Source organism: Veillonella sp. (assembly GCF_032470285.1).
Taxonomy (GTDB): Bacteria; Bacillota; Negativicutes; order Veillonellales; family Veillonellaceae; genus Veillonella.
In genome coordinates, this window is sequence record NZ_JAWEKP010000001.1 from 178,255 (window position 1) to 203,584 (window position 25,330).

At 38.2% G+C, this 25,330-nt stretch carries 25 protein-coding genes; 23 read left to right on the plus strand and 2 right to left on the minus strand.

Going from position 1 to position 25,330, the window contains the following annotated elements:
• Window positions 1–5 precede the first annotated feature (5 nt).
• The 10 genes from E7B10_RS00815 to ade all read left to right on the plus strand — a co-directional run bounded on the left by E7B10_RS00815 (window position 6) and on the right by ade (window position 11,616).
• On the plus strand, window positions 6–878 hold the full coding sequence (locus tag E7B10_RS00815) for an ABC transporter permease (protein ID WP_004697183.1): 873 nt from the start codon (window positions 6–8) through the stop codon (window positions 876–878).
• Window positions 879–888: 10 nt separating this feature from the next.
• Window positions 889–1,686: an ABC transporter ATP-binding protein gene (locus E7B10_RS00820; protein WP_004692990.1), complete on the plus strand. Its 798-nt coding sequence runs from the start codon at window positions 889–891 to the stop codon at window positions 1,684–1,686.
• Between the two features lie 171 nt (window positions 1,687–1,857).
• On the plus strand, window positions 1,858–2,124 hold the full coding sequence (gene rpsO, locus E7B10_RS00825; protein WP_004692991.1) for a 30S ribosomal protein S15: 267 nt from the start codon (window positions 1,858–1,860) through the stop codon (window positions 2,122–2,124).
• 111 nt (window positions 2,125–2,235) lie between these two features.
• Entirely contained in the window at window positions 2,236–4,305 is a 2,070-nt protein-coding gene (locus E7B10_RS00830) for a polyribonucleotide nucleotidyltransferase (RefSeq protein ID WP_287508965.1), read from the plus strand.
• Window positions 4,306–4,315: 10 nt separating this feature from the next.
• Window positions 4,316–4,765: a dUTP diphosphatase gene (gene dut, locus E7B10_RS00835; protein ID WP_287508964.1), complete on the plus strand. Its 450-nt coding sequence runs from the start codon at window positions 4,316–4,318 to the stop codon at window positions 4,763–4,765.
• A 146-nt stretch (window positions 4,766–4,911) separates the two neighbouring features.
• Window positions 4,912–6,537, plus strand: a complete 1,626-nt coding sequence (locus E7B10_RS00840; protein WP_287508963.1) for a class I SAM-dependent methyltransferase — start codon at window positions 4,912–4,914, stop codon at window positions 6,535–6,537.
• Window positions 6,538–6,545: 8 nt separating this feature from the next.
• Complete coding sequence (locus E7B10_RS00845; RefSeq protein WP_101928206.1) at window positions 6,546–7,079, plus strand: NUDIX hydrolase; 534 nt, start codon at window positions 6,546–6,548, stop codon at window positions 7,077–7,079.
• 130 nt (window positions 7,080–7,209) lie between these two features.
• Window positions 7,210–8,382: a phosphopentomutase gene (locus E7B10_RS00850; protein WP_287508962.1), complete on the plus strand. Its 1,173-nt coding sequence runs from the start codon at window positions 7,210–7,212 to the stop codon at window positions 8,380–8,382.
• Between the two features lie 233 nt (window positions 8,383–8,615).
• On the plus strand, window positions 8,616–9,929 hold the full coding sequence (locus E7B10_RS00855) for an NCS2 family permease (protein ID WP_278469402.1): 1,314 nt from the start codon (window positions 8,616–8,618) through the stop codon (window positions 9,927–9,929).
• Between the two features lie 13 nt (window positions 9,930–9,942).
• Window positions 9,943–11,616, plus strand: coding sequence for an adenine deaminase (gene ade, locus E7B10_RS00860; protein WP_278469404.1), 1,674 nt, complete (start codon window positions 9,943–9,945; stop codon window positions 11,614–11,616).
• A 115-nt stretch (window positions 11,617–11,731) separates the two neighbouring features.
• Here ade and E7B10_RS00865 read toward each other — a convergent pair whose 3' ends face one another.
• Both E7B10_RS00865 and rpsT read right to left on the minus strand, forming a co-directional pair.
• Window positions 11,732–11,950, minus strand: a complete 219-nt coding sequence (locus E7B10_RS00865) for a hypothetical protein (RefSeq protein ID WP_287510681.1) — start codon at window positions 11,948–11,950, stop codon at window positions 11,732–11,734.
• A gap of 106 nt (window positions 11,951–12,056) precedes the next feature.
• Window positions 12,057–12,317 (minus strand): 30S ribosomal protein S20, encoded by a 261-nt coding sequence (gene rpsT, locus E7B10_RS00870; protein WP_004692998.1) that lies wholly within the window; start codon window positions 12,315–12,317, stop codon window positions 12,057–12,059.
• Between the two features lie 267 nt (window positions 12,318–12,584).
• On the opposite strand from rpsT, the gene polA reads away from it, so the two are divergent.
• The 13 genes from polA (at window position 12,585) to E7B10_RS00935 (ending at window position 25,326) form a co-directional block, all read left to right on the plus strand.
• The gene (gene polA, locus E7B10_RS00875; RefSeq protein WP_316055444.1) at window positions 12,585–15,206 is read left to right on the plus strand and encodes a DNA polymerase I; all 2,622 of its coding nucleotides are present in this window, start codon (window positions 12,585–12,587) and stop codon (window positions 15,204–15,206) included.
• A 29-nt stretch (window positions 15,207–15,235) separates the two neighbouring features.
• Window positions 15,236–15,838: a dephospho-CoA kinase gene (gene coaE, locus E7B10_RS00880; RefSeq protein ID WP_077708365.1), complete on the plus strand. Its 603-nt coding sequence runs from the start codon at window positions 15,236–15,238 to the stop codon at window positions 15,836–15,838.
• A 160-nt stretch (window positions 15,839–15,998) separates the two neighbouring features.
• Window positions 15,999–16,553 carry a lytic transglycosylase domain-containing protein gene (locus E7B10_RS00885; RefSeq protein WP_012864253.1) on the plus strand — a complete coding sequence of 185 codons (555 nt, stop codon included), beginning with the start codon at window positions 15,999–16,001 and terminating at the stop codon, window positions 16,551–16,553.
• Window positions 16,537–17,232 carry a hypothetical protein gene (locus tag E7B10_RS00890; protein WP_077708366.1) on the plus strand — a complete coding sequence of 232 codons (696 nt, stop codon included), beginning with the start codon at window positions 16,537–16,539 and terminating at the stop codon, window positions 17,230–17,232. Before E7B10_RS00885 ends, E7B10_RS00890 begins: the two co-directional genes overlap by 17 nt.
• 263 nt (window positions 17,233–17,495) lie before the next feature.
• Entirely contained in the window at window positions 17,496–17,954 is a 459-nt protein-coding gene (rimP, locus tag E7B10_RS00895) for a ribosome maturation factor RimP (RefSeq protein ID WP_077708367.1), read from the plus strand.
• 17 nt (window positions 17,955–17,971) lie between these two features.
• The gene (nusA, locus tag E7B10_RS00900) at window positions 17,972–19,048 is read left to right on the plus strand and encodes a transcription termination factor NusA (RefSeq protein WP_012864256.1); all 1,077 of its coding nucleotides are present in this window, start codon (window positions 17,972–17,974) and stop codon (window positions 19,046–19,048) included.
• 2 nt (window positions 19,049–19,050) lie between these two features.
• Window positions 19,051–19,320, plus strand: coding sequence for an RNase P modulator RnpM (gene rnpM / locus E7B10_RS00905; RefSeq protein WP_021148062.1), 270 nt, complete (start codon window positions 19,051–19,053; stop codon window positions 19,318–19,320).
• 12 nt (window positions 19,321–19,332) lie between these two features.
• Entirely contained in the window at window positions 19,333–19,638 is a 306-nt protein-coding gene (locus E7B10_RS00910) for a ribosomal L7Ae/L30e/S12e/Gadd45 family protein (protein WP_012864258.1), read from the plus strand.
• A gap of 15 nt (window positions 19,639–19,653) precedes the next feature.
• Window positions 19,654–22,122 (plus strand): translation initiation factor IF-2, encoded by a 2,469-nt coding sequence (gene infB, locus E7B10_RS00915; protein WP_287510685.1) that lies wholly within the window; start codon window positions 19,654–19,656, stop codon window positions 22,120–22,122.
• A 9-nt stretch (window positions 22,123–22,131) separates the two neighbouring features.
• On the plus strand, window positions 22,132–22,488 hold the full coding sequence (gene rbfA / locus E7B10_RS00920) for a 30S ribosome-binding factor RbfA (RefSeq protein ID WP_008600771.1): 357 nt from the start codon (window positions 22,132–22,134) through the stop codon (window positions 22,486–22,488).
• A gap of 17 nt (window positions 22,489–22,505) precedes the next feature.
• Window positions 22,506–23,447, plus strand: coding sequence for a bifunctional oligoribonuclease/PAP phosphatase NrnA (locus E7B10_RS00925; RefSeq protein ID WP_287510686.1), 942 nt, complete (start codon window positions 22,506–22,508; stop codon window positions 23,445–23,447).
• A 2-nt stretch (window positions 23,448–23,449) separates the two neighbouring features.
• Complete coding sequence (locus E7B10_RS00930; RefSeq protein ID WP_287510687.1) at window positions 23,450–24,391, plus strand: tRNA pseudouridine(55) synthase TruB; 942 nt, start codon at window positions 23,450–23,452, stop codon at window positions 24,389–24,391.
• Between the two features lie 2 nt (window positions 24,392–24,393).
• Window positions 24,394–25,326 (plus strand): bifunctional riboflavin kinase/FAD synthetase, encoded by a 933-nt coding sequence (locus tag E7B10_RS00935; protein ID WP_287510689.1) that lies wholly within the window; start codon window positions 24,394–24,396, stop codon window positions 25,324–25,326.
• Window positions 25,327–25,330: the final 4 nt, after the last annotated feature.

The following is a 25,330-nucleotide window of genomic DNA, read 5'->3' on the forward strand; positions in this document are numbered from 1 at the left end:
ATTTGATGTTAGATTTAGTGGTAGGCACCATAACCACAGGCCTTTTATGGTCTTTGTTAGCGGTCGGCGTATTCATAACCTTCCGTGTATTAGATGTGGCTGACTTAACTGTGGAAGGTACGTTCCCAATGGGGGCAGCCATTTCTGCTATTTTAATTACAAGTGGTATGAATCCAATCCTTTCCATTTTACTTGCCGGTGTGGGTGGTATGATAGCCGGTGCTGTAACAGGTTGGATACATACAAAATTAAAAATTCCAGCATTATTGGCCGGTATTTTGACAATGATTGCACTGTACTCTGTAAACCTTCACATCATGGGCAAAGCTAATGTATCTTTGCTTCGAATGGATACAATTTATACGATTCTTGGTGGATTTTTCCATACGCCGAATATGTGGTCTGCAGCTATCGTAGGTATTATCGTTGCTGTAGTTGTATGTTTGCTCTTATTTTGGTTCTTCGGTACCGAAATTGGTACAGCCTTACGTGCTACAGGTGTTAACCCTCAAATGATTCGCGCTCAAGGCGTAAATACTGATAATATGATCGTTCTTGGTCTTTTGATTTCCAATGGCTTTGTTGGTATGTCTGGAGCTCTTATCGGTCAATTCCAAGGCTTTGCTGATGTAGGCATGGGTATTGGTACCATCGTTATTGGTTTGGCTTCTGTAATCATCGGTGAAGTAGTATTTGGTACGAAATCCTTCGTACGCAGTCTCATCGCTGTAGTACTTGGTTCTATAGTATATCGTATCGTTATTGCTGCCGTTCTCTACATGGGTATGCCACCAAATGATTTGAAATTATTCACTGCAATTCTTGTTGCCATAGCGCTTTCCTTACCTACATTGAAAGCAAAATGGTTGGCTCGTTAAGGAGGACACTATGTTAGAAGTAAAAAATATGGTAAAAACCTTCTTTAAGGGCACAATTAATGAAAAGACTGCATTACAAGGCATCAACCTTCGCCTAGAAGAAGGAGATTTCTGTACTGTAATCGGTGGCAATGGTGCTGGTAAAAGTACTTTACTAAACTCCATCGCCGGTGTATTCCCAGTAGATGAAGGCTCCATTACAATTAATGATATTGATGTAACAAAAATGCCAGAATACAAGCGTGCTAAATACATTGGCCGTGTATTTCAAGATCCTATGGTAGGTACTGCTGGTAATATGCAAATTGAAGAAAACTTGATTCTTGCTATGCGCCGTGGTAAAAGCTTAGGTCTTAAATGGGCTTTCAAAGATAGCGAACAAGCATTCTTTAAGGAACGCCTTGCATTATTAGGTTTAGGACTTGAAGAACGTTTATCTGCTCGTATGGGCCTACTATCTGGTGGTCAACGCCAATCTATTACATTATTAATGGCTACCATGCTTCGTCCAGAGCTTTTGCTATTGGATGAGCATACTGCGGCACTTGACCCTAAGACTGCAGAAAATGTATTGCAACTAACAGATAAACTTGTTGCAGAGCATAATCTAACAACTCTTATGATTACTCATAATATGCGTGATGCATTGCGCTTTGGTAATCGCCTCATCATGATGGACGCTGGTCGAATTATCTATGATGTAAAAGGAGAAGAAAAGAAACAATTAACTGTTGCGGACTTACTTCAAAAGTTTGAGGTAGCTGGTGAAAATGCACTGAGCGACCGCATGGTGCTAGGTGCTAAATAATAGAAGGAAGTTCTAATCTATCTTTTGTTCAATTACTGTATTTTTGCTTTACAAGATAGGGCAGATACTGTATACTAAATTAGGTCGTAAGACATATCGTAAGCGAAGTATTCGATTCTCCAACGGTTACTTAAGCTTATCGGGATTATAATTTTTTAGGAGGTAACATTAATGTTAACTACAGAAGCTAAATTAGCAGTAATTAAAGAATACGCTACTCATGAAGGTGACACTGGTTCTCCAGAAGTACAAGTTGCGATTTTAACAAGTCGCATTCAATACTTAACTGAGCACTTGAAAGAGCACAAAAAAGACCATCATTCCCGTCGTGGTTTGTTGAAATTGGTTGGTCAACGCCGTAACATGCTCGACTACCTTCGTCGTAAAGATATCGAACGTTATCGTTCTCTTATCGAACGCCTTGGTCTTCGTAAATAATAAAAAAAGCCGTCCTAAAGGACGGCTTTTTTATTTTGAATTGGCTATTTAGCTTTAATTGATATATAATTAGAAGGTATACATATAAGAAGATTTTTAGGAGGAATAGGAATGGAACAATTCCAAATGGACCTAGCTGGTCGTACGCTTACGATTGAGACTGGGGAACTTGCAAAACAAGCTGGCGGTGCCGTAATGGTTGGTTATGGCGATACTCGTGTACTCGTTACTGCTACAGGCTCTAAAGAGGCGAAGGATATTGACTTCTTCCCACTTACAGTAGACTATGAAGAAAAAATGTATGCTGTTGGTCGTTTACCAGGGGGGTTCATTAAACGTGAAGCACGTCCACCTGAGTCTGCGATTTTGAATAGCCGTTTGATTGACCGTCCTATTCGTCCATTATTTAATAAAGGTGTACGTAACGAAGTACACGTAGTAGCAACAGTTATGTCTGTGGACCAAGATTGTGATCCAGCCATTTGTGGTATGATTGGTGCTTCTGCGGCATTGTCTATTTCTGATGTTCCTTGGAATGGTCCTATTGCAGGCGTTCGTATGGGACGTATCAATGGTGAATTTGTTGTAAATCCAACGAAAGCACAATTTGAAGAAACAGATCTTAATATCGTTGTAGCTGGTACTAAAGATGCTATCCTCATGGTTGAAGGTGGCGCTGAAGAAGTACCGGAAGATATCATTCTTGAAGTTATCATGGCAGCTCACGAAGAAATCAAAAAAATCGTAGCATTCCAAGAAGATATGACTGCAAAAGTAGGTAAGGAAAAACGCATATTTGAATGTAAAGATGTTCCAGCTGAAATTAGTGATGCAGTTCGTGCCTATGGTCATGATAAACTTGATGCTGCAGTTCGTTGTGCAGATAAACAACAACGTGATGCACAAGAAAATGAAGTACGTGCAGATGTATTAGCTCACTTTGAAGAAATATACCCAGATAACTTGGCTGATGTAAATAAAGCATTTGATGCAATGACAAAAGAAATCGTGCGTCATATGATTACTGTTGAAAAAATCCGTCCAGATGGTCGTCAACTTGATGAAGTTCGTCCAATCTCTTGTCGTACAGGCGTATTACCTCGTACACATGGCTCTGGCTTGTTTACACGTGGTCAAACTCAAGTGTTGAATGTCACAACAGTAGCGCCTTTATCTGAAAAACAAACTATCGATGGTCTTGGTGTTGAAACTGAAAAACGTTATATCCATCATTATAATTTCCCATCTTTCTCCGTAGGGGAAACTCGTTCTTCCCGTGGCCCTGGGCGTCGTGAAATTGGTCATGGTGCGTTGGCCGAACGCGCGTTGGTACCTGTGATTCCAAGTGAAGAGGATTTCCCATATGCTTTGCGTTTAGTATCTGAAGTATTGGAATCTAATGGTTCTAGCTCCATGGCTTCCGTATGTGGGTCTACATTATCTTTGATGGATGCGGGTGTACCTATTAAAGCGCCTGTAGCGGGTATCGCTATGGGTCTTGTAACTCAAGGGGAACACTATACAATTTTAACAGATATTCAAGGCATGGAAGATGCTCTTGGAGATATGGACTTTAAAGTTGCTGGTACAGCTAAAGGCGTAACAGCAATTCAAATGGATATCAAGATTTCTGGATTATCCCGTGAAATCCTTCAAGAAGCATTAGAACAAGCTCACAAAGGCCGTATGCATATCATGGGCATCATGCTTGATACAATTGCTGAACCACGTCAACAAATGTCCCAATACGCTCCACGTATTATTACAATGAAAATTGATCCTGATAAGATTCGTGACGTAATCGGTTCTGGCGGTAAAGTAATTCGCAGTATCATCGAAGAAACAGGCGCTAAAATCGACATCGAAGATGATGGTACAGTATTTATCGCTTCTGTAGAACAAGAAGGGGCTGCGAAAGCTCAAGAAATTATCACAAACCTTACTAAAGAGGTTGAAGTAGGTGAAGTATATCTTGGTAAAGTAACTCGTCTAATGGCTTTTGGCGCATTTGTAGAAGTATTACCAGGTAAGGAAGGTCTTGTACATATTTCCAAACTTGCGAAAGAACGCGTTGAAAATGTAGAAGACGTAGTAAGTGTAGGGGATGAAATCATGGTAAAAGTTATCGAGATCGATAAACAAGGCCGTGTAAACTTATCCCGTAAAGATTGTTTAAAATAAGAGGTGTTACATGGATATTCGTGGCTTTGAAGTAGTTTCTGCTTTTGAAGAACAAGATATCAACTTACCAACACGTAAAACAACTGAAAGCGCAGGCTATGATATTGAATGTGCTGAAGCTGTTACATTAGAACCAGGCCAAGTAGTGCTCGTTCCGACAGGTATTAAAGCTTTCATGGCGTACGACGAATACCTTGCCATTCACATCCGATCTAGCATGGCTATTAAACGCCATTTAGCACTAGTGAATAGCACAGGTATCATTGATAGTGATTACTACAACAATGAGGACAACGAAGGTCATATTATGATTGCCCTTCTAAACTTTGGCAATGAACCAGTTACCCTTGAAAAAGGCGAACGCGTTGCTCAAGGTATATTCTCTAAATACCTTATTACAAATGATGATGACGCTACAGGTGTAAGAACTGGTGGCATTGGAAGCACCGGGACTATGTAAATAATTTATGCTTTTGTATAAACTAGTAAAAACCGCTCAACTTTGTTGGGCGGTTTTTGTGTGTTTATTTCTCTCCTCAGCTGTAATTATTATCAATAATACTATATAATAATTATTATAGTTAGTAGAACAATTCGGGAGGCTTTATGAAACAGGAGTCAAAACAAAAAAAGAACGTAGGTACATCAGTTATGGGGAATGACATTGAGACTACACAAAATACTATGCATTTATTGGATGAGAATAAGGTTCTTAAAAAGAGTTATGAAGATGTAGTATATATATCTCAACCTTTTGGGGCAACCTCATTGAACACATTAGCAGCGCGAGCTTTGTTATTTGGATTAAATCCTGTATCTTTAAAAAAGGCTCGTGTCCTTGAGCTCGGATGTTCGTTTGGTGGAAATATTATTTCCCAAGCTTTATATTATCCTGAAGCATCTTTTACGGGCATCGATTTATCGTTTTCCCAGATTAAGATGGGAAATGAACTGATTGCGTCGATGGGACTTACCAATATACATTTGATTGAGAAGGATATTCTAGATATTGATGAATCGTTCGGCACTTTTGACTATATTATTGTACATGGTATTTGGTCCTGGGTTCCAGATGTGGTAAAAGATAAAATTCTATCTATCTGCAATAAGAATTTATCCGACAACGGTGTAGCTTATGTATCGTATAATACGTATCCTGGATGGAAACGATTAGAGCAGTATCGAGAAATCATGCAATATGCAGAGCAAAAAGAGTTAGAGCTACCGTTGATGGAACGGACTTTATATACGAAGAATATATTGAAACTTGTAGCTGATACGATGGGGATGGATAATCGGATAAGTCAAAAAGCGAGCTATAAAATTGATAATATCCAAAATGTGTTAAGCTCTAACGATTATTATGTGGCCCATGAATATTTAGAGCCTTTTAATGATCCTGTATATGTACATGAATTTATAAAACGTGCCAATGACCAAGATTGTGCATATATAGGGGATGTATTTCTTTCACGATCTTTCATAAGTTGGTTACCAGAGGATATTCATGATAATATAGCTCAATTGGCAAATGATGATTATATTGCAAAAGAGCAATATTATGATTACATTTATGATACGCAGTTTAGAATGTCCCTGTTAACGAAAAATAAACATACTAAAAAGATTGTTCGTAATGAACGAGTTAGTATAGATGTATTATCAAAATTATATTATTGCAGCGTTGTTAATACAGGTATTCCTTCTAATATGACGGATAGTATCCATATTGCTATTAAAGAGGTTATGGATCGGGGTGATATATTTACTATTCAGGATATAGTAGATCATATACATAGAAAGCTACCTGGTTATACTATAGAAATGGACAGAGTTTATTCTCGTTTACTATATTTAATTATTGTAGATAATCTTGATATGTATGCCGAACCATATGAAAGAGTTGCTTTTGAAGATAATAAGGTGTATATACCTCAACGTTTTATAGATTTTATTTCTACTATAGTAGAAAAGGAAGGCAGCTCCTATATTGGTATAGGCGACATGTACAATAAAGTACAACAAGATATAGATAATGGATTTCTTTTTGTAATAAAGCAAATGGTGGAGCCTACAACAAGAGAAAAGATTCTTGCTATTATGGATGACAATATTACAGTTCAGCGTCATACGCGGGATAATATTGATTTTATTGTTCCTAATAAAGTGTATTTAGAGGAAATTTTACAACGTATAAGAATGCTCGGGTTTTTACATAAAATAGAAGATTAGAGGTATATATGGCAATTAGTAAGGAAATTCAGAAATCCAGTGAAATGAAATTTAACGGTAAGTTGATTCAAGTTACCTATGATATAGCCGATGTGAACGGAAAGGATGCATGGCGTGAGGTTGTGCATCATCCGGGTGCTACAGCGATTGTGGCAGTAACAGAGGATAATAAGATTGTTATGGAACGTCAATTTAGATATGCTTTGCAACAGACGCTACTGGAGGTACCAGCAGGAAAATTGGATCCAAACGAAGAACCGATTGTTTGTGCTAAACGGGAGCTTGCTGAGGAAACCGGCTATCGTGCAGCTCAATGGATTTCGTTAGGGACAATTGCTACGAGTCCTGGTTTCTGCAATGAAGTATTACATTTATATCTTGCGAAGGACCTTACCATGGGGGAAACTAATTGGGATCCTGATGAATATGTAGAGTTAGAATACTACACATTGCCAGAACTATTGGAGGTTATCAAGAATGAGACTATTAAGGATAGCAAATCTTTGGCGGCCCTTATGCTTGCTATGCCATATCTTAAGTAAGTTTTAGAAATTTTATCTCTCAATATATTATGTATTTTATTAATTCATATTGATGATTTTAACTGTAATATGTTACAAAGTATTTTTACATTATATGAGTAACTAATCTCATATAGATTTAGGAGTACATATGTATAATCGAATTATTCTACTAGTAATGGACAGTGTCGGCGTAGGATATGCAGCTGATGCGATTAAATTTGGCGATGAAGGTTCGAATACATTGGGACATATCGAAGCTGTAGCAGGACCTATTCGCTGCCCAAATTTAAAATCCATAGGTTTAGCTAATATTGCCGATATTTCAGCGTTTGATGAGCCTGTTATTGGTGCTTATGGTCGTATGGCGGAAATGAGTACCGGTAAAGATACGACAAGCGGACATTGGGAGATGATGGGGCATCCTGTAACGGTACCATTTCCGACATTTTATGAAGGATTTCCTAAGGAATTGATGGATACTTTCACGAAGGAAACGGGTTATGGCTTTCTTGGTAATGAGGTAGCATCTGGTACAGAAATTATTGAACGCCTCGGAGAAGAACATATAAGAACAGGTAAGCCAATCGTTTATACATCGGCGGATTCTGTTTTTCAAATCGCTGCTCATGAGGATATCATTCCTTTAGAAGAGTTGTATCGCATGTGTCAAATTACACGTGATAAGGTATGTGTCGGTGATTATTATGTGGGGCGTATCATAGCTCGACCTTTTGTTGGTACACCAGGGCATTTTGTACGTACTTCAAATCGTCATGACTATAGTCGCATGCCTGAAAAGAAAATGGTGCAACAAGAGTTACAAGACGCAAACATTCCGACAGTGGCAGTTGGCAAAATCGGCGATATTTATGCTCATGTTGGCTGGAATGCATCATATCCGACAAAGTCTAACGCGCATGGTATGAACGTAGTTCCTTATCTATTGGGCCAAAGCTTTGCACGGGGGTTCATGATGGTCAACCTTGTTGAATTTGATAGTCTGTACGGTCATCGGCGTAATGTAGAAGGGTATAAGCGTGCTATTGAAGACTTTGATTACCAATTAGGTGGTTTGTTGGACTTGCTTAAAGATGACGATTTACTTATTATCACCGCAGATCATGGGAATGATCCGACTTGGAAAGGTACAGACCATACGAGAGAAATGGTGCCTTTGCTAGCTTATAGTCCAAGTATGAGTCATTCAGTAGCTTTGGGTGATAGACATAGTTTTGCGGACATAGGTGAAACAGTATTACAAAACTTTGGATTGAAACAATGGGGGATTGGCTCTTCATTTTTAGATTCCCTGAAGGGATAAATCTAGAATTTATATTTATTTAGAGTTGAATAGATTTACATTATTGATTTTATAAATGATTACATATGCGAAATACCGCAGTATATATTTACTTTAATTGAGTTAAATACATACTGCGGTATTTTTTTATAGAGTAGATTTTAATAAAGAACAGGAAATTCTTACTTATATGTGGAAATATATAAGTATAGGAGAATACGCTCATGATTGTAAGTACGAGAGGAGGAATTATTATGAGAGAACAAGTTCAAGGTAGTGTATGGGACAAAGTATTCAAAATATCAGAACGAGGCTCATCCGTATCGAGAGAGTTATTTGCGGGAGCCACTACATTTCTTTGCGTTTCTTATGTATTAGCTGTAAATCCTGCTATTCTTGGCGCTGCCGGTATGGATGTAGGCGCCGTATTCACGGCAACGGCTGTTAGTGCTATCATTATGACATTATTGCTAGCTTTGTATAGCAATATGCCATTCGCCGGCTTATCCGGTATGGGTATCAATGCATTTTTTGCTTACACTATTGTGGTCCAAATGGGACATAGCTTTGCCTTTGCGTTAACGGCTCAATTAATCGCAGGTTTAGCATTTTTACTAATCGCAGTTACACCGTTAAAAGAATATCTGTTTAATGCCATACCTCATACAATTAAATTGGCTGTAACAGCGGGTATCGGCTTGTTTATCGCTCTCATTGGTCTTAGTAGTGCTGGGCTTATCGTCAGCAATCCTGCTACTATTGTGAGCATTGGGGACTTACAGGCACCATCTAGCTTGATATCCATTTTGGGAATCATATTAATCGCCGTTTTTACGGGACGCAATGTAAAAGGAGGAATATTTCTAGCCGTTATCATTGCTGCGGTTGTTGGGTTCTTCTGTGGGATTACAAAGTTGCCGTCGACGATATTTTCTATGCCACCATCGTTGGCACCGATTTGGTTTCATTATGATATGAGCGAACTTTTATCTGTAGATATGGTATTTGTGGCCTTTACGTTCTTGTTCGTTAATTTATTTAATGTAGTGGGCGTATTGATTGGTCTTACAAATCAAGCTGAGGTGCCTCAAGATAAACAGTTGGGCGTACAAAGCTCTTGTATGAAAGTATCTGCATTAGGTACTATCATTGGTAGTGCACTAGGTACATCTCCTCATATCGTAGCGGTTGAATCGGCAGCAGGTATCGCAGAGGGAGGCCGTACAGGCTTGACCGCTTTAACTATTGCAGGACTCTTTATAGCATCCTTATTTTTAGCGCCGTTACTCATGGTTATTCCTGTAGCGGCTACTGCTCCGGTACTTATCGTAGTAGGTCTATTTATGATGGCCTCTGTTAAAGATATAAACTTCGGTGATATTTCTGAAGGATTACCAGCATTTTTAACTATAATCATGATGCCTTTTGCTTATTCCATAGGTGTAGGTATTGAATGGGGTCTCATCAGTTATGTATTAATTAAGGTTTTGACTGGGAAATATCGAGATGTTTCCGGTGTCATGTATTTCTTGGCACTTATTTTCATTTTGAAAGAAATCTTTATGTAAGGAGGATCCTTATATGATACAATTTAATGAAAAAATTTCTCGACAGGCACAGGGGTTGGATAAGGCTACTGTCGTATTAAAGGGGGCATCTGTTTTAAATGTATTTACTGATGAATGGGTAAAAGCGGATGTTGCGATTCATGATGATACGATTATAGGCGTTGGTACCTATAGCGGTGAAACAGAATATGATTACAGCGGTAAATATATTGTGCCCGGATTTATAGACAGCCATCTCCATCTGGAATCAACCTTGGTAAATCCGAAAGAACTCGTATTTGAGGCCTCTCAAGTGGGAACGTTAGGATTTATTGTAGACCCTCATGAAGCCGGTAATGTAGCGGGTATTGCAGGTGTTGAGTACATGATCAATGAAACTGCATCGGCTCAAGGTGATGTATATGTTATGGCTCCATCCTGTGTGCCCGCTGTACCAGGTGAAGATAATGGCGCTATTTTAGATGGCGATATGTTACATAAGCTACAAGCTAATCCACGTATTTTAGGATTAGGTGAAGTCATGGACTGTTATAGTGTTATCAATAGTGATCCTTACATGATGAAAAAGTTAGATTACTTTAAAGATACAATTATGGATGGACATATTATTGGACTTTCACCAGAGCAAGTAGCAAGTTATCGTTTGGCAGGCATTACTACAAATCATGAATGTATTTCCTACAAAGAAGCAAAAGAGCAAGTTAAAAATGGTATCTATGTATGGATTCGTGAGGGCAGTGCGGCTCATAATCTAGACTCTATTGTGAAAGGGCTCGTAGAAGAGCAAGGGAATACGGAACGTTATGGTTTCTGTACAGATGATAAACATATTGAGGATATTCGTTCAGAAGGCCATATCAGCTATAATATTCGTCGTTCTATTGAACTGGGACTGACACCAATCCAAGCTTATAAAATGGCCTCCACTCATCCGGCATCATGCTACGGTTTGAAACATTTAGGCGCTATTGCACCCGGCTATAGTGCTAATCTTGTAATTCTTAATGATGAACAACGCGTAGATATTCACGAGGTGTTTTATAAAGGAAAAATGATTGAACGTGTTCTCGTAAGAGAAGAGAAGGTTGTACCAGCTGAATTACTGCATACGATTAATATAGGTACTTTCACAAAGAATAAATTAGATGTTTTTGTTGAAGGTCCGCAAGCGATTATTAATATCGTACCTGGGCAAATAGTTACACAAAAAACTGTTGAAGAGGTTCCTGTTGAAAATGGACTGTTCAAGCCTAATGCTGAGTACAATAAAATTACTTGTATCGAGCGGTATAAAGCATCTGGTAGAAATGGTATTGGTATTTTGAAAGGCTTCAATTTAAAAAATGGTGCTATTGCGTCATCCTTTGCACATGATTCACATAATCTGATTGTTGTTGGCGACAACGATGCAGATATGATGGTTGCTATTGAGCGTATTCGCGAAATTGGCGGCGGATATGTCATTGCTAGTAAAGGCAAAGTAGTAGAGGAACTAGCTCTTGAAGTAATGGGCTTAATCACAAATCGACCTCACGAAGAAGTAGATGCAAAAGTAGCTAAGATGAAAGATATTGCTTACGGTATGGGCGTGCCGAAAGGCCTAGATCCTTTTATTAATTTGAGTTTCCTTGCATTAACTGTAATTCCAGAAATTAGAATCACTACTACAGGTGTGATGGAGTTCTAGTGTTAAGTTTAATGAAAAGCTAATATAAAAAGGGGCTGTAACAGAATGTGGTTTTACCACATTCTAGTTGCAGTCCCTTTTGCTTTTATCCTTGAAACAGGATGAGTTTATTTAATTATAGCAAGCCTTGATTTTCCATCATATCTTTAATATCAAGTATGGTAGATTTACATACTACATCATAATCTAATGAACCAAGGAAGTCTGCAAATTTAGTGTCATCTTCATTTTTACAGTTTCCATATGGAATTTTACCAAATTTTTGATATGGCTCTAGAATGCGATTTCGTCTGTGCTTCCACGTATTATAATAAGGCCCTTTGAATTTAGTCATAATATCTGTATAACAAACGAAAATTTATTTTATGATTAAATAGGAAAAGGGCATAAAAAAACAGTCTCAACGGATATCCGAGAGACTGTCTTGCTTGCTTTTAAAATTATAAAGCGTTTACTTTAGCTGCAAGGTTAGATTTTTTGCGAGCTGCAGTGTTTTTATGAAGTACACCTTTGGAGGCTGCTTTATCAATTACGCTAGTAGCATGAACAAGTGCTTGTTTTGCTTCTTCTACTGCGCCTGCTTGAACAGCTTCAACGGTTTTACGAGCTGCTGTACGAATTTGAGATTTTACAGCGGCATTTTTCGCACGACGTTCAGCATCCGTTTTTACGCTTCTAATACTGGATTTAATGTTTGGCAATTGAGTCACCTCCTTAAAAATCGTTTCTTATACCTGAATGATTATATCATACCAAATATTGATACGCAAGGACTTTTCAGCCCAATATTTTCCTTAATGACATGATTTGTAAAACATTTTCTACTGTTTATTAAGGAAAGCATATATGTGGTTTTTAAAATCAAATTACTTACTCATTTTCTAGTGTAACAATATATTAATTTTTATTTATGAAAGTTAAAAGGGTCCTTATGTTATAATGAAGAATAGAATTAAGTGAGGTGTCTTATGAAAAAATTAATGATTATAGATGGCAGCAGTTTGTTATTTCGCGCATTTTTTGCATTACCACCGTTGAAATCTGCTTTAGGAACACCAACGAATGCAGTATATGGCTTCTTAACGATGCTCATTAAATTGTATGAAGAAATTAATCCTGACTATATTGCCGTAGCTTTTGATAAAGGTCGTCAAACATTCCGTACTGAAATGTATAGTGAATATAAAGGAAATCGTCCAGATGCACCTGAGGATTTGCGTCCACAATTTAGTTTAATTCAAGATGTATTAAAAGCATTGGGCATTTGTGTCATCGAAGAAGAAGGTTTTGAAGGGGATGATATCCTTGGATCCTTGAGTAAAAAGTTTGGAGCCCCTGAGATGGCTGTTCAAATTATTACAGGTGACCGCGATAATTTACAGCTTGTAACAGAACATAGCCATGTGTTCTTAACTAAAAAAGGTATTTCTGACATGTTAGAAGTTACTCTAGATAATATGGAGGAACTTTATGGTTATGGTCCTGATAAGGTTATCGAAATGAAGGCGCTTATGGGTGACTCTTCTGATAATATTCCAGGTGTACCAGGCGTAGGTGAGAAAACAGCGCTTAAATTAATTACCGAATATGGCAATCTTGAATCTGTATACGAACATATTGAAGATATTTCTGGTAAGAAATTAAAAGAGCGACTCGTAGATAATAAAGAGTTAGCCTTCTTATCTCGTGAGTTGGCAACAATCAAAACAGATATGGAGTTATCTTATAAAGTAGAAGATTTTGTACAAAACTTCCATACCTCTGAAGTACAGCCTTTATTTGAAACTTTAGGCTTTACTAAATTAACACCTCGCATTGTTCAAGTAATGGGGGGCGAGGAAGCAACTTTTGGAGATCCAGGCTCTTTATTTGCACCACAAGAGGAGATTTCTTTAGATGATTTAGCGGATGCTAAAGCATTAACAGCCGACTTCTATAAAGATAAAACGGTAGCAGTGCATGTTATATTAGATGGTAAGACTCCATTTAGAATGGTAACGAATACGTATCTATATAATGGTGATACTATTGTAAAAACAGACGATACTAAAGCTGTTTTAGCTGTATTACAAGGTGCTAAAGTCATTGTTACAACTCAAACTAAGGAGATTATCGAAGCCCTTGGTGCAGATGTGCCAGCTGAGATTTCTTTATTTAATGCTGATAAAACTGCTCGTGTTCACGATATGTCTCTCATTGCGTATTTATTAGATCCTACGCGTACTAATTATGGATATCTATATCTAACTGAGCGCTTCTCTGTACCTAGCATTGCTAGCGGTAGTGCAGATGTTGAATGCGTATCCATGGTGAAAGCATTACTCGCCATGAACGAAGCAGCTTGTGAATCTGCTCGTCGTGAAGAGTTATGGTCTTTATATGAAACGATTGAGTTGCCTTTGATTCATACTTTAGTAGTGATGGAAAAGAATGGTATCTATATCGATACAGAGAAGTTGGCAGAAACAACGGCTCGCTTTAAAGAGGAACTAGCTCAAGTACAACAAGAGATTTATGAACTGGCCGGAGAAACTTTTAATATTAATTCACCTAAACAATTGGGTGTAATATTGTTTGAAAAGATGAACTTGCCAATCATCAAGAAAACTAAGACCGGCTATTCTACAGATGCGGAAGTACTGGATATGCTTCGTCACGAAAGTCCGATTGTTGAAAAAATCTTGGCATACCGTTCTGTTGCTAAATTAGTATCTACCTATTGTGAAGGTTTGGCAGTTCTCATCAATGATAAGACTCGTCGTATTCATACGACTTTTAATCAAATGGTTACGGCTACAGGTCGACTTAGCTCATCTGATCCGAACTTGCAAAATATTCCTGTTCGTACCGAAAAAGGCCGTGAAATTCGTGCCTTATTCTATCCGGGTGCTGGATATGATACATTGGTGAGTGCCGATTACTCCCAAATTGAGTTGCGTATCTTAGCCCATTTATCTGGCGATGAAGCATTGATTAAAGCCTTCGTAGAAGGCAAGGATATTCACCGCTTTACTGCGGCAGAGGTGCTTGGTAAAGCTCAAGATGATGTAACTAGCGAAGAACGTTCTCATGCGAAGGCTATTAACTTCGGTATTATTTACGGTATTTCTGACTTTGGTTTATCTCGTGACCTTGGTATTACACGTGGTGAAGCTAAAAATTATATTGATCTTTATTTTAGCCGTTACCCTAAGGTTAAAGAGTATATGGATCGAATGGTTCAAGAGGCTCATGAAACAGGGAAGGTTCACACTATGTTTGGTCGTCAACGCGAGTTACCTGATATTAATAGTCGTAACTTTAACCGTCGTTCTTTTGCTGAACGGACCGCAATGAATACGCCAATTCAAGGCACTGCCGCAGATATTATTAAGTTAGCCATGAACCAAGTGGAGCAAAAATTAGAAGAACAAAACTTTAAGTCTCGACTTTTATTACAAGTACATGACGAACTAGTGCTTGAAGTAGTGAACTCTGAATTAGAAGCTATAGAAGAATTATTGCGTAGTACAATGCAATCTGTTGTAGAGCTACAAGTACCTCTTATTGTAGACGTACATCATGCAGAAAACTGGGCATTAGTAAAGTAATATGTGTTTATAATTAATAGAAGGTATATATGTTTAAAATTGGCTTAACTGGTGGCATTGCATCTGGCAAAAGTACAGTTCTTACATATTTTAAGGATAAAGGTATACCATATATCGATGCTGATATTGTGGCTCGTGAAGTTGTAGAGCCTGGTACAAAAGGGCTAGAAGCAATTGTAGCTGCATTTGGAACCGATGTATTGCACGATGATAGGACATTAAACCGAGAAGCATTAGGGGCTATTATCTTTCACAATGAAAAAAAACGCCAACAACTGAATGGTTGTTTAAAAGAGCATATTCAAAATCGAATCATGGAGCTCACAGCTCATTATGAGGCACTACATACACCAGTTTTACTATATGACATTCCCTTACTTATCGAAGGAGAGTGGTATACCATGATGGACGAGGTGTGGCTCGTATATGTGAATGAGTCAACTCAAATTGAGCGCTTAATGAATCGCAATGGATTTACCAAAAAGGATGCATTGGCTCGTATTAAGAGTCAAATGCGTCTTGATGACAAACGGACTTATGCGGATGTAATCATTGATAATAATGGTACACCTCTGGATTTAAAGGAACAATTAGATACCATCTGGAATGAGCGTATCGAATCAGCTCTATAAGAAAATTGATAATTGCCATTTTATGTGTCAAATTTGGTATATAAATAATAGTAATAAATGGTATAATAAGCCCATAAAACTTAGCATGATATTAGTTTAGCATTTGTTATATGTTAGATTTTGATGACTATTTTCAGTTTGTATGTAGAAAGGGGGATATATGAAACGTGCAACGGCAACGGCACTATCCTGTGTCGTACTAGGATGGTTTTATTTTACATATCTAGATGACCATTTCGCGCGTCAAATCGCGTATCCCTTTAACTATAAAGAGGAAGTTATAGCCGCAGCTGAGAAAGAGCAGGTACCTCCGTCTTTGGTGGCCAGTGTTATCTTAGCTGAAAGCAAGTATAAAAACACAGCGGAGTCTGAAACTGGTGCGCTTGGATTGATGCAACTCATGCCAGATACAGCTCGTTGGGTGGCACAACAAGTTGGGCATGGCAATTATACAGATCGTCAATTAAAAGAACCTACTATAAATATTGAGCTAGGTACTTGGTACCTAGGTCATTTGCTGAAGGAGTTTAATGGGGATCAAGTACTAGCATTAGCTGCTTATAATGCTGGTCGTGGTCATGTAGAATCGTGGATTCACGAAAATAACTGGAATGGAATGGTTGATACGATTCCGTTTCCTGAGACTCGTAGCTATGTAAAAGCAGTCTTACAGTATCAAGAAAGATATGAGGCATTATATGGAAACGATTATTGAAGCTTGTAAAGCCTTAGACTATTCCTGGTTGCCTCAATCCATTGAAGGCTTTACACTAGTTACCTCTACTGAAAGTGACTATACAAAGTTAGCTAATCGTATTAGTGCTGGTGAAGACGTATTGAAGGTACCTATTTTCCACTATCAAAACGATTTAGGATGGTGTTGGTCTGCCTTATATGATAAAGAGGTAGAGGACTATACAGTACATATAGAAATGCCACTATTTTCCTTTGTGGACATTTCTTTTGTGCGAGCCGATTTAGAGTCTTTTTGGACAGGGCTACAAGAACGATGTGTAAAAGGGTTAACCAATATGTTAATAGAACCTGCTAATAATTTTACCTTTACTTATCGTCGCCGAGGGATTCCTGAATGGGACTTCTCACAAGCTATGCCTGAGGAGTTAGAAGGTTTTGTACGCGATATTGATCCAGCCCACGCGATTCGCATGATTAATGGGTCTTTTATCATCGGCGAATACCGTAAGATGGACGAGTGTACAGGCTTACTATTGTATTATAATGAATTACGTGATGAATACTTTGCGGAACTTCGGTATAAAAGCTATCCAGAAATTGACCATCATTTAGATGCAAAAAATCTAGATGATTTAGCATTGTTATTGCGCGAGCATTTAGGTGCTATATTAAAAGGTTTGAATGAGCGCATTGATTAAAGTTTGGATAGATTTAACTATGCTATTTTTTGTCATTTGTTTGTTTTTATAAAATGACTTATGTGGGATTGGTTTCTTTAATGCCCATTAGAAAACGTAGAATTTGTATATACGCAGTAAATGTGATATACTATATATGACTTTTATATAAATCTTTTAAAAGAGTGGGCTTATGTCCACTCTTTCATTTATGATTAGCTCAATTTTATAGTGTTTTTATCAAGAGATATATACAGGATGTAGTAAGTAAGGAGGCGATGGCTATGAAAAGAGAAGCAGTGGAGGAGATTGTATCCTCTGTGGTTGAAGGTATTATAGCCGGCACCGATATGGAACTCGTCGATGTAGACTATGTACGTGAACGGGATTGGTATTTACGTGTCTACATTGATAAACCAGGTGGTGTAGATTTGGATGACTGTCAGTTGGTGAGCGAAAAATTAAGTGCTGTCCTCGACGAAAAGGATCCAATTACGGAAAACTATTTATTGGAGGTATCTTCTCCCGGTCTTGATCGAGTTCTTAAGAAAGACAAGGACTTAGTTCGCTATAATGGCCGTGATGTAGATATTCAGTTGTTTAAGGCTATTAATGGCAGTAAACAATTTACTGGTGCATTACAAGGTTTTACAGACACAACTATCGAATTTACTATCAATGGTGAAAGCATGACATTTGAACGTTCTACCATTGCACAAATTCGATTACATCTTGATTTTTAATATATGGAGGCATACGAGTGAGTCAAGAATTAATTCAAGCGGTAATGGTGCTTACAAAGCAAAAAGGTTTTGCTCCTGAGGTTATTTTTGAATCCTTAGAGGCTGCATTGTTGCAAGCATATCGCAAAGAACCAACATCTAACCCAGATGCGTACGTTGTGATTGACCGCGAAACAGGCGTTTATAAAGTAATGGCTAAAAAACAAGTTGTGGAAACTGTTGAATTACCTGAAACAGAAATCAGCTTGTTGGATGCTCGCAAAAAAGATAAACGTTTTGAGATTGGTGATGTAGTAGAAGTAGATGTAACTCCTGCCAACTTTGGCCGTAGTGCTGCCCATACTGCTAAACAAATGCTCATTCAACGTTTAAAAGAGGCTGAGCGGAGTGTAGTATACGAAGAGTATTACAGCCGTGAAGGAGACATCATCACTGGCGTTATTACTCGCGTTGAAGGTAAAAATGTATTTATCAATCTTGGTAAAACGGAAGCGATTTTGCCTCCAACTGAGCAAATTGTTACTGAAACATACCGTGAAGGAGATCGTATTAAATGCTATATCGTAGAGGTTAAGAAAACTACGAAAGGCCCTCAAATTATGATTTCTCGCACACATCCAGGTTTATTGAAACGTCTATTTGAGCTAGAGGTTCCAGAAATCTTTGAAGGCGTAGTAGAGCTTAAGTCTGTAGCTCGTGAGCCGGGGATGCGTTCTAAAATCGCTGTATATAGTCGTGATGAAAATATTGATCCTGTAGGTGCTTGCGTAGGTCCTAAAGGGCAACGTGTACAACATATTGTTGATGAATTACACGATGAAAAAATAGACATTGTAAAATGGGATGAAGATCCAGCAATTTACATTGCTAACTCCTTAAGCCCTGCGAAGGTTGTATCGGTAGATGTAAGCGAAGAAGAAAAATCTTCATATGTAGTAGTACCTGATTACCAATTATCTTTAGCTATTGGTAAGGCTGGTCAAAATGCTCGTTTGGCGGCTAAGTTGACTAACTGGAAAATCGATATTAAAAGTGAAACTCAAGCTGCTGAAGAACCTTTTACAGGTTTCGGCAATGCTGAGGATGGTGAATAGTCATGAAACCAAAATCCCAACCTATGCGTACTTGCGTAGGATGTGGTGAACCTAAGGCAAAACGAGAGTTGATTCGCTTAGCCTTGAGTCCTGACGGCAATATCACTATTGATCGCAGCGGTAAAGCACCAGGACGTGGAGCTTATTTATGTGAATCCATGTCATGTTTTGAGCAGGCCTATAAGGCAAAACGATTAGAACGGTCCTTAAAGCATAGCGTATCTAAAGAGATATATGAAGCGTTACAACGTGATTTACAAGAGAATGAGTAATCACTGATATACATGAATGAAGATAAAATTTTAAATCTCTTAGGCTTAGCGCAACGAGCAGGAAAAGTTATTTCTGGTGATTTTATCGTAGAAAAAGCTATAAAGAGAAAGGAACCGAAATTAGTACTTCTCGCTAGTGATTGTGCAGCCAATAATGAAAAGAAATATACTCAATTAGCAGAAACCCATCACATTCCACTTCACAGTATTGCCGATAAAGAGGCTTTAGGCACGGCCATTGGTAAGGAAGTTCGGGTAGTAGTCGCCGTACTAGATGATGGATTTGCAAAGGCATTACTTAAAGAGATTGATCGATAATAAGGGGGTATGTAGATGTCCAAAAAACGCGTTCATGAAATCGCCAAAGAGTTCGGCGTTGAAAGTAAGCAGGTCATTTCTATCTTGCAACAACATAATATTAATGTTACTAAAGCAGTTAATTCTGTAGATGATTCAGGTTATGAAATTGTAAAAAAACAATTAGGTAAAAAATCTGAAGCTCCTAAAGTAGCACAAAAAAAAGAAAAAAAAGTAGAATCGAAATCTGCTCCAACTGCAGCTCATAAACAAGAAGCTGCATCACATAAACAACAGCATTCAAATCGTTCTAACGAACAGAAAAAAGATAAACACAAACAAGCTGGTCAAAAACAAGACGATCAATCTAAACAAAAGGACCATAAAAAAGGCAATGTCCGTCATGTACAAATCTCTGAGCCTACACGCAAATCCGATGGTAAGCAACATGGTGGAGACCGTGCTAACAATCGCCCTAATAATACCCGCAATAATGATAACCGTAATAACGGTCGTTCTAATGATGTGCGTAACAATGACAGTCGAAACAACGATAATCGTAATAGCGACAACCGCAATAACGATAATCGCAATTCTAATAATGATCGCCGTAACAAGAAAAATAAAAAAGGTGGTAATAATCGCCCACAATCCTTGTTATCTACATCTATGCAAAAAAAGAAAAATCGCGTAAAACATCGTAACGAGCAGTACCTACAACAAAAAGCAGAAGCTGAACGTAAAGCTGAAGCAGCAATTGCTACAGAAATTGAATTGAGCGGGCCTCTAACTGTTAAAGACTTAGCTGAAAAAATGGGTCGCGAAGTATCTGAAATCATCAAAAAATTGATGCTTTTAGGTGTTATAGCCAGCATTAACCAAGAGGTTGATGTAGATACAGCTACTATCGTGGCTGAAGAGTTCGGTGTAACTGTAACTGAAGTAGAACCTGAAGAAGACCCTACAGATGTTATTGAAATTGAAGATGCACCAGAAACATTAAAACCACGACCTCCTGTAGTAACTATCATGGGTCACGTTGACCATGGTAAAACATCCTTGTTGGACGTAATTCGTCAAACTAATGTAACAGCTGGCGAAGCTGGTGGTATCACTCAACATATTGGTGCGTACCAAGTTCGCTACAAGGATAATAAAATCACATTCCTTGATACACCAGGTCATGAAGCATTTACTGCTATGCGTCTACGCGGTGCGAAATCTACGGATATTGCAGTTCTTGTAGTCGCTGCCGACGACGGTGTAATGCCGCAAACTATCGAGGCTATTAATCATGCGAAGTCTGCAGATGTACCTATTATTGTAGCCATCAACAAAATGGATAAACCAGGTGCTAACCCAGACCATGTTAAACAACAATTGTCTGAACATGGTCTTTTACCAGAAGAATGGGGCGGCGATGTAATCATGGTTCCAGTATCTGCTAAACAAAAACAAGGTATTGATGACTTACTTGAAAATATCTTGCTCGTAGCAGAAGTTATGGAATTGAAAGCGAACCCTAACCGTAAGGCATATGGCGTAGTTATCGAGGCTCAACTTGATAAAGGTCGTGGTGCTGTATGTACTGTCTTGGTACAAAAAGGTTCTCTTCGTGTAGGTGATACAGTACTTGCTGGTACTGCATACGGTAAAGTACGTGCCATGACAAATGAGCGCGGTGAAAAAGTAAAAGTTGCTCGTCCATCTATGCCGGTAGAAATTTTGGGCTTCTCCGAAGTTCCACAAGCCGGTGAAATTATAAATGGTATGGATGACAACGAAGCACGTGCAATTGCTGAAAAACGTATTGCTAAGCAACGGGTTCAAGAATTGCAAGCTACACATAAAGTTACATTAGATGATATTTTCAACCAAATTCAACAAGGCGAGTTGAAGGATCTTAATATTATCATCAAAGCCGATGTTCAAGGTTCTGTAGAAGCATTGCGTCAATCGTTAGAAGGCATCAAAAATCCTGAGGTTCGTATTGTTATTGTTCATGCTGCAGTAGGTGCTATTAATGAATCGGATATCATGTTGGCATCTGCATCTAATGCGATTGTAATGGGCTTTAATGTACGCCCTGATGCTAATGTTCGACGTGCAGCGGAACAAGAAAAGGTTGACTTGCGTACATATCGTGTAATTTATGATGCTATTAATGACGTTGAATCTGCTATGCGCGGTATGTTGGCGCCTCAATTTAAAGAGGTTGTCGTAGGTCGTGCAGAAGTGCGTCAGGTTATTTCCACACCAAAGGCTATTGTAGCTGGCTCTTATGTAACAGAAGGTCGTATTACTAACGACTCTGAAGTTCGTTTAATTCGTGACGGCATCGTTGTATTTGAAGGTAAGGTTGATTCTTTACGTCGATTTAAAGATGAAGTTAAGGAAGTTAAAACATCCTTTGAATGTGGTATCTCCTTAGAAGGATACCGCGACATCAAGGAAGGCGACGTTATTGAAGCTTACTTGATGGAAGAAATTGCACCTCAATTATAGGAGGTTTATATGAGTGATGTTCGTGTCAGAAAATTACAAGAATTTATCAAACAAGAGGTAAGTCAAATGTTGATGCGCGGATTGAAAGATCCGCGTATCGGCTTCACTACTATTACCGATGTTCATGTAACAGGTGATTTACGTGAAGCTACGATTTATGTCTCCTTGTTTGGTTCCGATAAGGAAAAAGAAGATACCCTTATCGCATTAAAGCATGCAGCAGGTCATATTCGTACAGAGCTTGGCAAAGTACTTAAATTACGCCATATTCCTTCTATCACATTTGATAAGGATACGTCTTTAGACTATAGCATGCATATTGAATCCCTTTTGAATGAAATCAAAAAGGATGAAGAAACAAATTAACAAAAAGGATACAGAACATGAGTAAGATTACTATTAGTCAATTACATATGGCTCTGTGTGAAGCTAATTCTATTATGCTAACCGTCCATATTAGACCTGATGGTGATGCTATTGGGTCCATGGTAGCCTTTTACGAAGCCCTTGTAGGACAAGGTAAAACTGTATATATGGTAGTGGATGATGTAGTTCCTGAGAAGTACACATTCTTACAATATACGGACCACATTCATGATGTAGCGTATTTTGAAACTAATCCAGTTGATATTGATATGCTTATGGTTTTGGATGCTAGCACGTATGAGCGAATTGGCAAAGTAGGTGCACTTTGGAGTGCACCTATTTTTAATATAGATCACCATATTTCTAATACAGAATTCGCGGACCATCTATATTTAAAGCCTGACTTTGCTGCTACTGGTGAAATTGTTACCGACTTATGTAGAAAATGGAATTGGCCTATCACTGAATCTATGGGTACGGCATTATATATGGCGATTGCTACAGATTGTGGTTTCTTTAAATTTAGCAATACTACAGCAAATACTCTTGAGATGGCTGCCAAATGTGTAGCTGCAGGGGCTAGACCAAATGTTATTTCTGAAACCATAGAAGCCGTATCTGCCAGTCGTTTAGAATTAACAAAACAAGTTATGCAAACTATCGAGTTTTACAAGAATGATACGATTGCTACCATCGAGTTGAATCGTGAGGCTATGACTATTCTTGGCGATGATACAGATGGTTTTGTAGATATTATTAGAAATGTTGATACTGTAGATGTGGCAATTTTGTTAAAAGCAGAAGCTGATGATATAACACGTGTAAGTTTACGTTCTAAAGGTATTGATGTGAACGTTGTAGCAAGCCATTTTGGTGGTGGCGGTCATATTCGTGCTGCTGGTTGTACTATTAATCTACCATTAGAAGAGGCAAAACAAGCTCTCATTGAGGTAATTTAATAATGGATGGGATATTACCATTTTTAAAACCACCTGGCATTACAAGCCATGATGCCGTTGCTATTTGTCGTCGTATTCTAAAGGAAAAGCGCATTGGTCATAGCGGTACATTAGATCCTATGGCTTATGGTGTATTGCCTGTGTTTCTTGGCAAGGCTACGCGCCTTATAGAATACACGGATGAATTTGATAAAACCTATGTAGCAGAATGTAAATTGGGTACTTTTACGGATACTGAAGATAGCTCAGGACAAACTGTATTGCCAGATACTAATATGGTATTGCGTGATGGCGTTGTATTGAATCAAGCTATTCAATCTACAGAGATCTCAGCAACTATGGTTAAACCAAGCTTTGAAGAACTGGTTAGTATCTTGAAAAAATTTGCAGGTATTCAGGACCAAAGACCGTCTAAGTATTCAGCTATTAAAGTAAACGGCATTCGAGCTTATGAATATGCCCGTAAAGGTATTCCTGTGGAGCTACCATTACGCCAAATTCATATTAAAAATATTGAGCTCATTGCTTATGGATTCCCTTTTTTCACGGTTCGCGTGACATGCACAGGGGGGACTTATATTCGCTCATTATTACGCGATATTTGTATTGCTTTAGGTATTCCTGGCACTATGACTTCTTTGGCACGTACTCAAGTAGGGCCTTTTGACATCGGTTCCGCTAAGATGGCTGAAGAGATAATGCTACATGGTAAAAGCCTTTTGTTACCAACGGATGCGGCGGTTTCTCATCTTTCAAAAGTGACTGTAAATAGTGTACAATTAAGGATGATGGTGCAAGGGAAGGAATTACCTATTGAAAGGGAATTTTCTTTTACCGAGCCAGATAATTTTTATAGAGCCTATGGACCTCTTGGTTTCATAGGTATTATGAGACGAACAAACCACTCATTAAAGGTGGAAAAAAATATTTTTATTGAAGGATAAGTATGAAGCAAATACATTCGTTTGATGAACTACGCCAAATCAAAGATACAAAAGTATATGCCCTTGGTACCTTTGATGGCATTCATCGAGGTCATCAACGAGTTATACGTAAGGCTGTTGAAGAGGCTACATCAGTCAATGGCGTAAGTATTATCATTACCTTTGAACATCATCCGTTGACTATATTACATCCAGAACGAGTACCTAAACGGGTGATTCAAGAAGAGATTATGGATACTGTGCTAGAAGAGCTCAAAGTTGACTATATTTTACGATTACCTATGACTGAAGCATTATTAAAAATGACTGCAGATGAATTCTTACATGATCTCTGCAATGATATGAATGTGGAAGCTATTGTAATTGGTGAAAACTTTACATTTGGTGCAAAGGGGCTTGGCAATCCAGAATATATGAAAAAAGTGGTAGCGGATAAGAATATACGAGTTCTTGTACAGCCTTTACTGCCATGTGATGGTTGTAGTACACCTATTTCTAGTACAGAAATTAGAAAGGCTATTCATGAGGGACGTTTGGAGGATGCAAATCATTGGCTAGGTAGGCCATTCCAGTTTAAAGGAACTGTGATTAAAGGTGATCAACGGGGACGCACATTAGGATTTCCAACATTAAATCTATTACTTCCTAATGAAATGGCTACACCTCCAGATGGAGTCTATGCTAATCGTGTATGTATTGGTGGTATTTGGTATGATGGGGTAGGCAATATTGGAGATAATCCAACCTTTAGAAATCAGTACCATAGATGTGAAGTACACGTTTTTAACTTTGACCAGGATATATATGGAAAAGAAGTGATTGTACAGTTCATTTCTTATATTAGAGGAGAAGTTAAATTTAATAACTTACAAGACCTTATCGATCAAATGAAGGTAGATGAAGAACAGGCTCTAGCTATTTTAGCTAATGCATAAAAAG

Excerpts from the sequence above, each read along its gene's own strand:
- E7B10_RS00830 (WP_287508965.1), top strand. The coding sequence starts at position 2,236 with ATGGAACAATTCCAAATGGACCTAGCTGGTCGTACGCTTACGATTGAG.
- E7B10_RS00865 (WP_287510681.1), bottom strand. The coding sequence starts at position 11,950 with ATGACTAAATTCAAAGGGCCTTATTATAATACGTGGAAGCACAGACGA.
- E7B10_RS00855 (WP_278469402.1), top strand. The coding sequence starts at position 8,616 with ATGAGAGAACAAGTTCAAGGTAGTGTATGGGACAAAGTATTCAAAATA.
- E7B10_RS00850 (WP_287508962.1), top strand. The coding sequence starts at position 7,210 with ATGTATAATCGAATTATTCTACTAGTAATGGACAGTGTCGGCGTAGGA.
- ade (WP_278469404.1), top strand. The coding sequence starts at position 9,943 with ATGATACAATTTAATGAAAAAATTTCTCGACAGGCACAGGGGTTGGAT.
- coaE (WP_077708365.1), top strand. The coding sequence starts at position 15,236 with ATGTTTAAAATTGGCTTAACTGGTGGCATTGCATCTGGCAAAAGTACA.
- E7B10_RS00815 (WP_004697183.1), top strand. The coding sequence starts at position 6 with ATGTTAGATTTAGTGGTAGGCACCATAACCACAGGCCTTTTATGGTCT.
- E7B10_RS00930 (WP_287510687.1), top strand. The coding sequence starts at position 23,450 with ATGGATGGGATATTACCATTTTTAAAACCACCTGGCATTACAAGCCAT.
- E7B10_RS00885 (WP_012864253.1), top strand. The coding sequence starts at position 15,999 with ATGAAACGTGCAACGGCAACGGCACTATCCTGTGTCGTACTAGGATGG.
- E7B10_RS00890 (WP_077708366.1), top strand. The coding sequence starts at position 16,537 with ATGGAAACGATTATTGAAGCTTGTAAAGCCTTAGACTATTCCTGGTTG.
- polA (WP_316055444.1), top strand. The coding sequence starts at position 12,585 with ATGAAAAAATTAATGATTATAGATGGCAGCAGTTTGTTATTTCGCGCA.
- E7B10_RS00935 (WP_287510689.1), top strand. The coding sequence starts at position 24,394 with ATGAAGCAAATACATTCGTTTGATGAACTACGCCAAATCAAAGATACA.
- E7B10_RS00820 (WP_004692990.1), top strand. The coding sequence starts at position 889 with ATGTTAGAAGTAAAAAATATGGTAAAAACCTTCTTTAAGGGCACAATT.
- infB (WP_287510685.1), top strand. The coding sequence starts at position 19,654 with ATGTCCAAAAAACGCGTTCATGAAATCGCCAAAGAGTTCGGCGTTGAA.
- E7B10_RS00840 (WP_287508963.1), top strand. The coding sequence starts at position 4,912 with ATGAAACAGGAGTCAAAACAAAAAAAGAACGTAGGTACATCAGTTATG.
- rpsO (WP_004692991.1), top strand. The coding sequence starts at position 1,858 with ATGTTAACTACAGAAGCTAAATTAGCAGTAATTAAAGAATACGCTACT.
- E7B10_RS00910 (WP_012864258.1), top strand. The coding sequence starts at position 19,333 with ATGAATGAAGATAAAATTTTAAATCTCTTAGGCTTAGCGCAACGAGCA.
- rbfA (WP_008600771.1), top strand. The coding sequence starts at position 22,132 with ATGAGTGATGTTCGTGTCAGAAAATTACAAGAATTTATCAAACAAGAG.
- dut (WP_287508964.1), top strand. The coding sequence starts at position 4,316 with ATGGATATTCGTGGCTTTGAAGTAGTTTCTGCTTTTGAAGAACAAGAT.
- E7B10_RS00845 (WP_101928206.1), top strand. The coding sequence starts at position 6,546 with ATGGCAATTAGTAAGGAAATTCAGAAATCCAGTGAAATGAAATTTAAC.
- rnpM (WP_021148062.1), top strand. The coding sequence starts at position 19,051 with ATGAAACCAAAATCCCAACCTATGCGTACTTGCGTAGGATGTGGTGAA.
- rimP (WP_077708367.1), top strand. The coding sequence starts at position 17,496 with ATGAAAAGAGAAGCAGTGGAGGAGATTGTATCCTCTGTGGTTGAAGGT.
- E7B10_RS00925 (WP_287510686.1), top strand. The coding sequence starts at position 22,506 with ATGAGTAAGATTACTATTAGTCAATTACATATGGCTCTGTGTGAAGCT.